At 65.9% G+C, this 12,382-nt stretch carries 11 protein-coding genes and 1 pseudogene; 1 reads left to right on the plus strand and 11 read right to left on the minus strand.

Annotated elements, in window-relative coordinates; translation table 11 throughout:
- The 10 genes and pseudogenes from DIE13_RS21590 to hpnI form a co-directional block, all read right to left on the minus strand.
- Positions 1 to 595: pseudogene (locus DIE13_RS21590) on the minus strand (IS3-like element IS407 family transposase); the annotation flags it as partial.
- 106 nt (positions 596 to 701) lie between these two features.
- Entirely contained in the window at positions 702 to 1,742 is a 1,041-nt protein-coding gene (locus tag DIE13_RS21595) for a GlxA family transcriptional regulator (RefSeq protein WP_124829109.1), read from the minus strand.
- Between the two features lie 21 nt (positions 1,743 to 1,763).
- Complete coding sequence (locus DIE13_RS21600; protein WP_124829111.1) at positions 1,764 to 2,564, minus strand: ABC transporter ATP-binding protein; 801 nt, start codon at positions 2,562 to 2,564, stop codon at positions 1,764 to 1,766.
- A 21-nt stretch (positions 2,565 to 2,585) separates the two neighbouring features.
- Positions 2,586 to 3,299 carry an ABC transporter permease gene (locus DIE13_RS21605; protein WP_124829113.1) on the minus strand — a complete coding sequence of 238 codons (714 nt, stop codon included), beginning with the start codon at positions 3,297 to 3,299 and terminating at the stop codon, positions 2,586 to 2,588.
- Positions 3,296 to 3,985, minus strand: coding sequence for an ABC transporter permease (locus DIE13_RS21610; RefSeq protein ID WP_124829115.1), 690 nt, complete (start codon positions 3,983 to 3,985; stop codon positions 3,296 to 3,298). Before DIE13_RS21610 ends, DIE13_RS21605 begins: the two co-directional genes overlap by 4 nt.
- A 267-nt stretch (positions 3,986 to 4,252) precedes the next feature.
- Entirely contained in the window at positions 4,253 to 4,810 is a 558-nt protein-coding gene (locus tag DIE13_RS21615) for a hypothetical protein (protein ID WP_124829117.1), read from the minus strand.
- 87 nt (positions 4,811 to 4,897) lie between these two features.
- The gene (locus tag DIE13_RS21620) at positions 4,898 to 5,941 is read right to left on the minus strand and encodes an HpnL family protein (protein ID WP_124829119.1); all 1,044 of its coding nucleotides are present in this window, start codon (positions 5,939 to 5,941) and stop codon (positions 4,898 to 4,900) included.
- Entirely contained in the window at positions 5,938 to 6,822 is an 885-nt protein-coding gene (gene hpnK / locus DIE13_RS21625) for a hopanoid biosynthesis-associated protein HpnK (protein ID WP_124829120.1), read from the minus strand. Before hpnK ends, DIE13_RS21620 begins: the two co-directional genes overlap by 4 nt.
- 3 nt (positions 6,823 to 6,825) lie before the next feature.
- Complete coding sequence (gene hpnJ / locus DIE13_RS21630) at positions 6,826 to 8,268, minus strand: hopanoid biosynthesis associated radical SAM protein HpnJ (protein ID WP_311767805.1); 1,443 nt, start codon at positions 8,266 to 8,268, stop codon at positions 6,826 to 6,828.
- Positions 8,269 to 8,444: 176 nt separating this feature from the next.
- Positions 8,445 to 9,620, minus strand: a complete 1,176-nt coding sequence (hpnI, locus tag DIE13_RS21635; protein ID WP_124829122.1) for a bacteriohopanetetrol glucosamine biosynthesis glycosyltransferase HpnI — start codon at positions 9,618 to 9,620, stop codon at positions 8,445 to 8,447.
- A 640-nt stretch (positions 9,621 to 10,260) separates the two neighbouring features.
- Between hpnI and DIE13_RS21640 the strand changes: the two genes are divergently transcribed.
- On the plus strand, positions 10,261 to 11,259 hold the full coding sequence (locus DIE13_RS21640; RefSeq protein WP_124829124.1) for an LLM class flavin-dependent oxidoreductase: 999 nt from the start codon (positions 10,261 to 10,263) through the stop codon (positions 11,257 to 11,259).
- Positions 11,260 to 11,284: 25 nt separating this feature from the next.
- On the opposite strand, the gene DIE13_RS21645 is transcribed toward DIE13_RS21640, so the two are convergent.
- Positions 11,285 to 12,346 carry an alpha/beta fold hydrolase gene (locus tag DIE13_RS21645; RefSeq protein WP_124829126.1) on the minus strand — a complete coding sequence of 354 codons (1,062 nt, stop codon included), beginning with the start codon at positions 12,344 to 12,346 and terminating at the stop codon, positions 11,285 to 11,287.
- Positions 12,347 to 12,382 lie beyond the last annotated feature (36 nt).

Below are 12,382 nucleotides of genomic sequence, written 5' to 3' on the forward strand. Positions count from 1 at the left end.
AATGCCAGTTGCTCGCGCTCAATCATGACGCCCTGGCGCTTGCGACGGCGCCGCACAGCCAGCCCTGCCTCACGGTACAGGCGATAGATGCGCTTGTGATTGGCGTGCGTGCCTTCGCGCTCCACCAGGGCGTGCAGTCGACGGTAGCCGAATCGACGACGTTCGTGCGCCAACTCCACCAGACGCGCCGCGAGCACCTCATTCTCGTGGTCCGGCTTCGCGTCGTAATGCAGCACGCTGCGAGAAAGCCCGACAAGCCGGCAGGCGCGGCGCTCGGAGATGTTGACCTTCTCCCGAATCGCCGACACTGCTTCGCGTTTGGCTTGCGGGCTCAGGGCTTTCCCTTGACGACGACCTTCAACGCTTCCATATCGAGCATTGCTTCGGCCAGCAGTTTCTTCAGCCGGGCATTCTCCACCTCGAGGTCCTTGAGCCGGCGGGCTTCCGAGACTTCCATGCCGCCGAACTTTGCGCGCCACGTGTAGAACGTCGCGTCACTGAACCCGTGCTGCCTGCACAGTTCCTTGACCGGCATGCCGGCTTCAGCTTCCTTCAGAAACCCTATGATTTGCTGTTCCGTAAAGCGCTTCTTCATGTTCGTCTTCTTCTCCGAAAACGAACTTTACTAGACTCCGGCTGGCCCGGTTTGCAGGGGGCAGGTCAGGACCACCCCAAACCCGGCCCCCCTAAAAAAAAGAACCTCAATCCTTCCCGCGCTCGACGAGCGCGCCCCCTCGAGGCTCGCTCCCCCCGCCAGTCTGCTTTTCGAGCCAGGCCCGTCGATCTTCCCGTGGTGTAACCCCAAACCGCTCGCGGTAGGCATTGGAAAAGTGCGCAGCAGAAGAAAACCCGCAAGCAAGACTGACCTGCACCACCGACTTGCTGGTCCGCTGCAGCTGAGTCCTGGCCTTGAGCAATCTGAGATTGAGGTAATACTTGGAGGGCATCGCCCCGAGATACTGCCGAAAGAGCCGCTCCAACTGTCGGCGCGAAACGCCGACCAGCCCGGCGATCTCGTCGGTAGTCAGAGGATCCTCGATATTGGCCTCCATGAGCAGCAACGCATCGTTGAGCCGAGGATGCCGCTCGCCCGGCGCAGTCACGAAAGGAATCCGCTGCCGCTCCTCGCCGCTGCGCAGCGTGCCGGCGCCAAGCGCATCGGCAATCCGCTCCGCGAGATCGACGCCATGCTCCCGGCCGATCATGGCCAGCATGAAATCGACGGTGGCCTGCCCACCCGCACAGGTCGCCCGATCGCGATCGATCTCGAAGATCTGCTGCGTGACGATCGAGCGCTCGAACTGCTCGGCGAACTGCTGATACGTCTCCCAGTTCACGCTCACGCGATACCCGGAAAGCTGCCCGGCCATCGCGAGCCACCACACGCCATGGTGAATGCCGGTCACGACCGGCGTACGCTGCCCGACCCGCGCAAGACTCGCGAGAAACAACCGGTAATCGGCAAACTGCTGAAACCGCTCCGACACGACGATCAGCCAGTCGCACGCGATCGCATCGTTGAACGCCGCATCGGCATGCCACTGCGCACCGCCGGCGAGCGGCACCGGCCGCCCGTCCCACGAACACACCTGCCAGCGATACAGCAACCGCCCGTCGATCTCGTTCGCGAGATTCAACGCATCGACGATCGGACCCACACCCGACATCGACACGGGCGGCAATGCAACGATCGCCACCTGCGTCGTGCGGGTGGCGCCTGCGGGACGAGACACCGGTACCACGTATGAAACCCGCCCCGCGCGTTACTTGAGACTGCCCGACAGGAACTGCTGCAGACGCTCGCTCTGCGGACGCACCAGCACCTCCTTCGGATCGCCCTCTTCCTCGGTCCGCCCCTGATGCAGGAACATCACGTGGTTCGACACGTTGCGCGCAAAACCCATCTCGTGCGTCACGACGATCATCGTGCGACCTTCCTCGGCAAGCTTCTGCATCACCTTCAGCACTTCGCCGACGAGCTCCGGATCGAGCGCCGACGTCGGCTCGTCGAACAGCATCACATCCGGATGCATCGCAAGCGCACGCGCAATCGCGACACGCTGCTGCTGGCCACCCGACAGATGCGACGGATACTGCTTCTCGACGCGCGGCGCGAGGCCGACCTTCTCGAGATATTCGCGCGCGCGCTCCTCGGCCTCCTTCTTCGGGATGCCGAGCACATGCACCGGCGCTTCCATCACGTTCTCGAGCACGTTCATGTGCGCCCACAGATTGAAGTGCTGGAATACCATCGCAAGCTTCGTGCGGATGCGCTGCAACTGCTTGTGATCGGCAACCTCCAGCGCACCGGCACGGTCGGCCTTCGTGCGCACGGTCTCGCCGTCGACGACGATCTGCCCCGCATTCGGCCGCTCGAGAAAATTGATGCAGCGCAGGAACGTGCTCTTGCCCGACCCGCTCGCGCCGATGATGCTGATGACGTCGCCGGCCTTCGCGTTCAGCGACACGCCCTTGAGCACCTCGTTATCGCCATAGCGCTTGTGAATGTCGACCGCGGCAAGCTTGGTGGAAGCGGACGCGCTCGTTTGAGTGATCTCGGCCAACTGGCTCTCCTCGAAGTGAAATCAATGACGGCCGGCCGCGAGATACGCGAGCCAGTGGCGCTCCGCCCGGCGAAATGCCGCGACGAGTGCGAACGATACCGCAAGATAGATCAGCGCGGCGATCCCGAACGACTGGAACGCCATGTAGGTCGCGGAATTGGCGTCGCGCGCGACCTTCAGAATGTCGGGCACGGTCGCCGTGAACGCGACGGTGGTCGCGTGCAGCATCAGGATCACCTCGTTGCTGTACAGCGGCAGCGCACGGCGCAGCGCCGACGGCAGGATCACGCGGCGATACATCGTGAACGGCGACATCCCGTAGGCACGCGCCGCCTCGACCTCGCCGTGCGGAATCGCACGAATCGCGCCGGCGAAGATCTCGGTCGTGTACGCACAGGTGTTCAGCGCGAACGCGAGAATCGCACAGTTGAAACCGCTGCGGAAAAACGCGTCGAGCAGCGAGTGCGAGCGCACGAACTCGAGGCTGTACATGCCGGTATACATCAGCAGCAACTGCACGTAGAGCGGCGTGCCGCGGAACACGTACGTGTAGAGGCGCACCGGCATCGACACCCACTTCTTCTTCGAGACGCGCGCGACCGCGAGCGGCACCGCACACACGAAGCCGAGCGAAATCGACGCGACGAGCAGCCACAGCGTCACCGCAAGGCCGGAGAGGCGCTGGCCGTCCCAGTAAAGGAACGCCTGGCCGAATTCCTGGAGGATCTCGATCATAGTTCTGCGTGCCGCACGCCCATGGAGTAACGCTTCTCGAGCTGGATCAGCACGAGGTTGGAAACGGTGGTGATCGCAAGGTAGATCAGCGCCGCGATGAGGATGAAGAAGAACATGTTGAACGTGCTCTTGCCGGCATCCTGGGCGGCCTTCACGACGTCCGCGAGACCGATGATCGACACCAGCGCGGTCGCCTTCACGAGTACCTGCCAGTTGTTGCCGATGCCCGGCAGCGCGAAGCGCATCATCTGCGGGAACATGATCCGCACGAATACGCGCAACCCGCTCATCCCGTAAGCGGCGCCCGCCTCGAGCTGGCCGCGCGGCACGGACAGAAACGCGCCGCGGAACGTCTCGGTGAAGTACGCACCGTAGATGAAGCCGAGCGTCAGCACGCCGGCAACGAACGGATCGATGTCGATCTGGTCCCAGCCGACGAAGTCGGTGAACTGGTTCAGCCAGATCTGAATGCTGTAGAACAACAGCAGCATCAGGACGAGGTCGGGTACCGAGCGGATCAGCGTCGTATAGCCGGTCGCGATCGCTCGCAGCACCCGGTTGTGCGACAGCTTCGCCACCGCGCCGATCAGCCCCAGCGCCACCGCAGCGGCGAGCGACAGCACCGACAGCTCGATGGTCTGCACGGTGCCGGCCCATAGGACAGGACCAAAGCCGTAAAGGAACACGCGCGTCTCCAGTGTTGATTGGACACCGGCGCGGATAACCTGTCCCACGCCGGGCTGACGCGGATAGTCGCAAGCGAAATTGATTGCCTCAAATCACCGTGCGCACGATTGCTGCGTCGCAACAATTCGTCCCGTCATTTGCAGGCATCGCCTACATCGCTGTTTCGAAAGGAAAAAAGCCGCTTCCTGACAGTCCGATAACGGGCGGGGAAGCGGGCTTTTTGCAATTTTCCGGTCGCTTTTTCGATATAGCGACGAAGGCGGTATTTACCGCCCCTTCAGGATGTCGGAGCGCGAAGTCGTATAGACAAGTCCATCCGGACCGAAATGGACATTGAAGAACGCGTCGGTGTTGACGCCGTCCTCGAGCCAGCGCCAGCTCCACACCGTCTCCGGTTTCAGCGGGTACTGCGCGATGTCGCCCGGCTTGCCGAGCAGGCGCCGCACCTCATCCTCGTTCATCCCGGGGCGCACCTTCGCGAAATTCTCGGCGGTCAGCACCTGCGTCGCGCCCGTGTAGCGCCCGTTCGCGTCGAGATCGACAAACCACGTCTGGTTGCCCATCGGGCCGCGCGGATACTCGAGACGCTTCGAGCCATCCGTGAATACGCGCTCGGTCTCGGGCTTGCCCATCGTGCCGCGCACGTCCTCTTCGGTCGATACGCCGACCTTCAGCCCCTTGAGCAGCAGCGGCGCCGGCTTGATCGCGGTGAAAAAATCCCTGATACGTTGCACGTCGAGATGGCCTTGCTTGTCGTCGCACCCGGTCAGCGCCAGCGCGGCGGCCAGCATCGTCACGGAAAACAGCCGGAAACGGAAAATCATCGGAGGAAATGCGCGTCGAGAAAACACGCGGCAAGGATACTCGCGCCACGCCAAAAGCGCGAGACGGGCGCGCGGCCCGTCTCGGTTTCAATGCGTCGTTTCGGTCCGGACCTCGGCCTCGCGGGCCGCCGGCTGCGGGGTGCGCGGCGGTGCCGAGAGCACCCCGATGCTGCGGCGCGTACGCACGAGTTCGGCAAGCTGCCACGAACCGAGCGCGAGGCAGCCGAACAGCACCTCGCGGCCGCGCTTGACCAGCGCGAGCGACAGCGCCGCCTCGCGGTCGACGCCGAACATCTGCGCGAGCAGCACGACGGTCGCCTCCTGCACGCCGAGGCCGCCCGGCACCATGAACGCCGCATGCCGCACGGCCTGCGTCATCGCTTCGATCGCGACGGCGCCGCCGATCGACACCGGATGACCGAGCAGCGCGAGCGCCCAGTAAATTTCGAGCGAGCCGAGCACGTAGCCGGCCAGTTGCCAGAAGAACGCGCTGAACAGCAGGCCCGTGCGCGACATCAGCGCATCGATGTCGCCATCGAGCCGCCGGCCGTCGACGCCCTGCAGCAACCGGTGCGAATCGCCGAGCAGGCGCCCCGCGAACCGCTCGATCGCATGGAACACGCCGCCGCGACGCATCAGCACGACGCCGAGCACCGGCAGCGGCAACGTGAGCAGCAGCGCGAGACCGATCGTGCCGCCGCCCATGTCGTGCGTGGTCGCCAGCAGCAGCACGAGGCCGAGCGAGGCGAACGCATACTGGACGACGATCGTCACCAGCACCTCGACGATCACCGACGCGGTCACGCGGCTCGCGTCGGGCACCTGCCAGCGCGCCATCCGGATTCCGACCAGCTCGCCGCCGATCCCGACCACGGGCAGCAGCCGGTTCACGGCCTCGCGCACGGTCGCGATCCACCACAGGAACGACAGCGACGCGCGACGATCGAGCAACTGATGCCACGCGTACGCATCGAGCAGCAGCGGCAGCGCGTGAAACGGCACGAGCCAGAGCAGCGCGTAACCCGCGCGCTCGAGCATCTGCGACACGTCGCCGATGCCCTCGTGCAGGCCCAGCGCGAGCAGGATCCCGATGCCGATCGGCCAGCCGAGCCATTTGATCCACTTGGTCATGACGGCTGCGCCCCCGGTTCGTGCGACGTACGCGCCCCGCGGTGCGCGGCCCCCTGGCCGAACACATCCGCAAACCCGCCGGTCGCGACGCCGGCCGTCTTCAGCGCGGCCGCGACGCGCGGCGACAGCAGCGCGTCGAGCTCGTCGACCGGACGGTAAGCGGCCATCGTCGGCGTGATCGGGCCGTCGCCGGCCTCGGCCGGATGGCAGTAGATCTCGCCGACACCGGGCGGCAGCGACGCGAGCGCGTCGAGCAGCACGGCCTCGTCCATCGCGCCCGTATGTTCGATCCCGACCACGTAGTCGTTGTGCGCGAGCCCGGCACGGTCGAGCCGCGCGCGCACGAGCGCGATCCACGGCTTGAGCAGCGCAGGCGCGCTCGTTTCGTACGGCAGGCGCACCGCACGCAGCCCGTAGTCGCGGCCGATCTCGACGATCATCGACAGCACGGTCGGATGCAGGTGGAAATGCTTGTGCGCATTCACGTGGTCGAGCGGCAAGCCGCTCGCCGCGAATGCGTCGAACTGCGCGCGGATTTCGCGGCGCAGCTGCGCACGCACGTGCGGCAGGAAGAAGAAGCGACAGCCGTCCTTCGCCATCGCATCGCCGAACCGCCCGTCGGGGCCGACGAGCGCGGGTATTTCATGCGCGGGCAGCGTGGCCGGGCCGTCCGCGAGCACCAGATGCAGGCCGACCGCGAGCGACGGCAGCCGCCGCGCGCGATCGATCGCATCCTGCGCGGCCGGCGCGCCGACCATCAGGCTCGCGGCGTTCAGCACGCCGTCGCGATGCGCGCGCTCGACCGCCGCGTTCACGCGCGGGTGCAGCCCGAAATCGTCCGCGGTGAAGATCAGCGACCGCGCTGCCCGCTGCGTCGTCACGAATCAGGCCTCGTGCGCGCGCAGGAAGCGGAAGAACTCGACACCTTCGCGCAGACGGCGCTTCATCATGTCCCAGCTCGTCAGCATCTCGCGAACGATTTCCCAGATCTTCGACGGACGGAAGTAGAACTGGCGATAGAACTGCTCGAGGTGGTGATAGATCTCGTCGCGCGACAGGTGCGCATAGCCGATCGCCGCGAGCTGCACGCCTTCCTTGCTCACCAGGTTGATGGTCTTGTTCTCTTCCATCCAGCCGTTTTCGACGGCCTGCTTGTACAGCGTCGTGCCCGGATACGGCGCGGCGAGCGACACCTGGATCGTGTGCGGATTGATTTCCTTCGCGTACTCGATCGTCTTCTTGATGGTTTCCTGCGTCTCGCCCGGCAGGCCGAGGATGAAGGTGCCGTGGATCTTGATGCCGAGCTTCTTGCAGTCCGCGCTGAAGCGGCGCGCGAAATCGGTGCGCACGCCCTTCTTGATGTTCACGAGGATCTGGTCGTCGCCGGATTCGAAGCCGACCAGCAGCAGGCGCAGGCCATTTTCCTTCATGACCTTCAGCGTCTTGTACGGCACATTCGCCTTCGCGTTGCACGACCACGTCATGCCGAGCTTGCCCAGGCCGATGGCGATGGCTTCGGCGCGCGGCAGGTCGTCGGTGAAGGTGTCGTCGTCGAACATCAGCTCCTTCACTTCCGGCATGTTGTCGCGGATCCACTTCGCTTCCGCGAGCACGTTCTCGACCGAGCGCGTGCGGTAGCGATGGCCGCTGACCGTCTGCGGCCACAGGCAGAAGGTGCAGCGCGACTTGCAGCCGCGGCCCGTGTAGATCGATACGTACGGATAGTTCAGGTAGCCGATGAAGTAATTGTCGATCTTCAGGTCGCGCTTGTAGACGGGCGCGACGAACGGCAGTTCATCCATGTTCTCGAGGATCGGCCGCGCTTCGTTGTGCTCGATCGAGCCGTCCTTCGCGCGCCAGCTCAAACCCTTGATCTGCGGGAACGGCTTGCCTTCGGCGATTTCCTTGCAGGTGTAGTCGAATTCCTCGCGGCACACGAAGTCGATTGCCTCGCTTGCCGTGAGCGAGTTGTGCGGATCGACCATCACCTTCGCGCCCACCATGCCGACCAGCATCGACGGCTTCATCTTCTTGAGATCCTGCGCGAACATCGCATCGGTCGGGAACGACGGCGTGCTCGTGTGGATGATCACGAGGTCGTAGTCGTTCGCGATCTTCAACGTCTCTTCGACCGACAGGCCGTCAGCCGGCGCGTCGACGACGCGGCTGCCCGGCACGAGCGCGGCCGGCTGCGCAAGCCACGTCGGGTACCAGAAGGAACGGATCTCGCGCTTCGCCTGGTAGCGCGAACCGGCTCCGCCGTCGAAGCCGTCATAAGAAGGGGCCTGCAAGAACAGCGTTTTCATGAATGCTCCGGTAGCCTGCATAGTTCGATTCGTTTCAACGATTCAGTCAATCACCCGCGGGCCGCCCTGCCGGCGCCCGCCTCTCTGTCATGTCGCGTCGCGCGGCGTGGCCGCGCGGCGCGTCTCGGCCTTCGGGCCGGATTCGGTGGGCAGCGGGTTCGCCGCTGCTCCCGGATGTCCTGCGCCGCTGACGTACGTCAGCGGCCGTCGCCGCCTTCCACGGCCGCCGTCGCGCGCTCGCCGCCGACGACCGTCATCCTCGCGCCGCGCCACACCACGTGCGTGCCGAACACGGCCGCGAGCCATTCGAGCGCGAGCAGCGTGTCGCGCACCGCGATGAGCGGCAGGTCGCGCCAGAACGCGCGCCAGCCGTCCTCGCCGCGCGCGTGCAGCACGAGCCGCCCGAACGCGCCCACGACGGCCGCCCCACCGGCCAGGGTGCCGGCGAAGGTGCCATCGAGTCGCAGCGCGAGCGCCGCGCCGATCGCAAGCCAAGGCGCGGTAAACGTGATGAACAGGAACGCGAAGCCGCCCGGGTTCAGCGAACGGATCGTGCGCAGCCAGCGCGTCTCGCGATGCCAGAGCGGCCCGAACGACGGCTCGATCACGTCGGTCGCGACGTCGACCTCCGACAGCACGGTGCGCCGCCCGAGGCGGCGCGGCAGCTCGGCAAGCCAGAAATCGTCGGCCAGCTCGTCCTTCAGTGCGAGAAAACCGCCGACGCGCTCGAGCGTGTCGCGCGTGAGCGCGAGCGTCGCACCGAAACCGAAGCGGCTGGAGCGGCCGAGGTGCGTGATTCGCACCGACGGCGCGAACCACGCGTCGACGAACTGCGCGCCGATGCGCGTCCAGAACCCGCCGACGCTGCGCGCATGATACAGGCACGTGACGACGCCGACCGACGCATCGGCGAGCGGCGCCGTCACGCGCTCGAGGTAGTCCGGCTGCACCGCGATGTCGCTGTCCGCGATCACGATGCGGTCGTATTTCGCGCGCTCGGCGAGATTGATCAGGTTGCTGACCTTCAGGTTCTTGCCGTGCACGCGCGCGTCGATCACGAGCGTGATGTCGCATTCCGGATAGTCCGTCCGTAACCGCTCGACCACCGCGATGGCCGGATCGGCTGCCGACGCGACGCCGAACAGCACCTCATGGCGCGGATGGCGCTGCTCGCAGAACGTCGCGAGGTTCTCGTACAGGTGCGGCTCCGCGCCGCACAGCGGCTTCAGCACGCTGACGGGCTCGAAACCGTCGCGCGCGGCGGTGCGCGGCGTACGCGGCCCCGGCGCGAATGCCGCGAGGAGCGCGTAGCCGGCCGCAGCAAGCGCAAACACGACGAGGAGCCAGTCGAGCAGTGTGACGGTCGGCGTCATGCGCGACGCCCCCCGCCAACCCGGGCGCCATGGCAGTCGATCGAACCTGATTGAACGTGATTGTGTATTCCGGCAGCAACGAACGCGGGCACGACCCGACTCCTTGTTCCAGCAGCGTCAATGTATTGGGGGTGGCACGCCCATTCCCCGAAAGCGGCCATGCCCGGCTTCGCGTGGCGCATCGTCGCGCCATCCGCGAACGGGATACGGGAAGACTCGAATGGCAGCGTCGGCACAACATGGACAGGGGCCGGATTTTAGCAGCCCGAGCCACCCCGCGCTTGGGCACCGCGCGAAACGGACTGGTGCAATTCCAGCAAAGCTGCGCGGCCGGCCGCCCCCTTCGGCACCCCCGCGTTCACATTAGCGTAAGCGCTTTGCAGGCGTATTGCAGCCTTGGAAATCAAACGATTCGTGCAAATTTGTACGTCGATGCGAAGACATGCCCAATCGCCGTAGAGATTGGTAATTATTTGGAGATTGGATCGATTTTTGCAACGATCACATCCATCTGCCTTGCACCCCTGAAAGGCGCATGGGTATCCGCGCATCGCCAGCGCGTTCCGGAACCCTTTGGCAAAATCGTCGGCATCTGTTGCGCACGCGCATCACCGCGCCCCTCCCTTTCGAAGGCCACCCGATGACTCCGTTTTCCGTACTCGATCTTGCCCCCATTCCCGACGGCGCCGATGCCGCGCAGGCTTTCCGCAACACCGTCGATCTCGCGCAGCACGCGGAGCGCCTCGGCTATCGGCGCTACTGGCTGGCCGAGCATCACAACATGCCCGGCATCGCCAGCGCGGCGACCGCCGTCGTGATCGGTCACGTCGCCGGCGCGACGAAGACGATCCGCGTCGGCTCGGGCGGGATCATGCTGCCGAACCACGCGCCGCTCGTGATCGCCGAGCAGTTCGGTACGCTCGCGTCGCTGTATCCGGGGCGCATCGACCTCGGCCTCGGCCGCGCACCCGGCACCGACCAGACGACGTCGCGCGCGCTGCGCCGCGACCTGATCGGCAGCGCCGACTCGTTTCCGGACGACGTCGCCGAGCTGCTGCGCTACTTTGCCGAGCCGGTGCCCGGCCAGCGCGTGCGCGCGGTGCCCGGCGCGGGGCTCGAGGTGCCCGTGTGGCTGCTGGGCTCGAGCCTCTTCAGCGCACAGCTTGCCGCGATGCTGGGGCTGCCGTTCGCGTTCGCGTCGCACTTCGCACCCGACTACCTGATGCGCGCACTCGAACTCTATCGCGCGCAATACCGGCCGTCGGCCGCGTGGCCGAAGCCGCATGCGATGGTCGGGGTCAACGTGTTCGCGGCCGACACCGACGACGAGGCGCGGCGCCTGTTCACGTCGCTGCAGCAGCAGTTCATCAACTTGCGTCGCGGCACACCCGGCAAGCTGCCGCCGCCCGTCGACGTGCTCGAGGCGAGCGAGTTCGAACTCGCGAACGTCGCGCATGCGCTGTCGTTCGCGGCCGTCGGCTCGCGCGACACGGTGCGCGACAAGCTGCGCGACCGGATCGCGCAGACGGGCGCGGACGAGTTGATCATCACCGCGCAGATCTTCGATCACGCCGCCCGCGTGCGTTCGTTCGAGCTGGCCGCGCAGATCCGCGACGAACTCGCGAACGAAACCCGCTGAGCGGCCAGGCGCGCCCGCCGCCGGTTCACTGCGGGTGCACTGCCTCCAGCCCGTCGAGCAGCGCCTTGTGGAACGCGTCCGGATCCTGGATCTGCGGCGCATGTCCGAGCGCCGGGAATTCGACGAGCTGCGCGCCGGGAATCGCCGCCTGCGTGCGCTTCGCGAGTTCCGGGTAGTGGCCGAGCTTCGCGTGCACGTCGGGCGGCGCAACGTCCTTGCCGATCGCGGTCGTGTCCTTGTCGCCGATCAGCAGCAGCGTCGGCACGCGAATCGCGCCGAGTTCGTAGACCACCGGCTGCGTGAAGATCATGTCGTAGATCAGCGCGGAATTCCACGCGACCGCGTCGCGGCCCGGGCCGCGATACATGCCGGCGAGCATCTGCACCCAGCGTTCGTACGCCGGCGACCACTTGCCCGCGTAATAGGTCGACTGCTCGTAGCGGCGGATGCCGTCCGCCGTCGTCTTCTGTTCGCGCGCATACCAGTAATCGACCGACAGCGGCGGCACGCCGAGGGCCTTCCAGTCCTCCAGGCCGATCGGATTCACCAGCACGAGCTGGTCGGTCGCCTTCGGATACATCAGCGCATAGCGAATCGCGAGCATCCCGCCCGTCGAATGGCCGACGATCGTCGCCGATTTCACGCCGATCGACTCGAGCAGCGCATGCGTGTTGCGCGCGAGCTGCTGGAAACTGTACTGGTAGCGGTCAGGCTTCGACGACTTGCAGAAGCCGATCTGGTCCGGCGCGACCACGCGATAGCCGGCGCGGCTCAGCACGCCGATCGTGTCCTGCCAGGTCCCCGCACAGAAGTTCTTCCCGTGCAGCAGCACGACGGTACGGCCGTTCGGATGGGCCGGCTGCACGTCCATGTACATCATCTCGAGGGTTTCGCGCTGCGATACGAACGCGTAGCGGTGCACCGGCTCCGGATACGTGAAGCCTTCCAGGCGCGAGCCGTATACGGGCCCGTCGTTGCCGACGCTCGCCGGGACGGTGGCCGCGACGGCGGTCGCGCATGCGGCGGCGACGCCCGCGCCGAGCGCGGCAGCGCGCCCCAGGGACAACATCTTGCAAATCGAAAGCATGGCGATCACTGTAAGGGGAAATGCACGCGGGCAGCC

This window comes from Burkholderia sp. Bp9016, assembly GCF_003857765.1.
Taxonomy (GTDB): Bacteria; Pseudomonadota; Gammaproteobacteria; order Burkholderiales; family Burkholderiaceae; genus Burkholderia.

What these genes read in the sequence shown, in the direction of transcription:
- DIE13_RS21605 (WP_124829113.1), bottom strand. Translation starts at nt 3,299, where the DNA reads ATGATCGAGATCCTCCAGGAATTCGGCCAGGCGTTCCTTTACTGGGAC.
- DIE13_RS21615 (WP_124829117.1), bottom strand. Translation starts at nt 4,810, where the DNA reads ATGATTTTCCGTTTCCGGCTGTTTTCCGTGACGATGCTGGCCGCCGCG.
- hpnJ (WP_311767805.1), bottom strand. Translation starts at nt 8,268, where the DNA reads ATGCAGGCTACCGGAGCATTCATGAAAACGCTGTTCTTGCAGGCCCCT.
- DIE13_RS21640 (WP_124829124.1), top strand. Translation starts at nt 10,261, where the DNA reads ATGACTCCGTTTTCCGTACTCGATCTTGCCCCCATTCCCGACGGCGCC.
- DIE13_RS21645 (WP_124829126.1), bottom strand. Translation starts at nt 12,346, where the DNA reads ATGCTTTCGATTTGCAAGATGTTGTCCCTGGGGCGCGCTGCCGCGCTC.
- DIE13_RS21620 (WP_124829119.1), bottom strand. Translation starts at nt 5,941, where the DNA reads ATGACCAAGTGGATCAAATGGCTCGGCTGGCCGATCGGCATCGGGATC.
- hpnI (WP_124829122.1), bottom strand. Translation starts at nt 9,620, where the DNA reads ATGACGCCGACCGTCACACTGCTCGACTGGCTCCTCGTCGTGTTTGCG.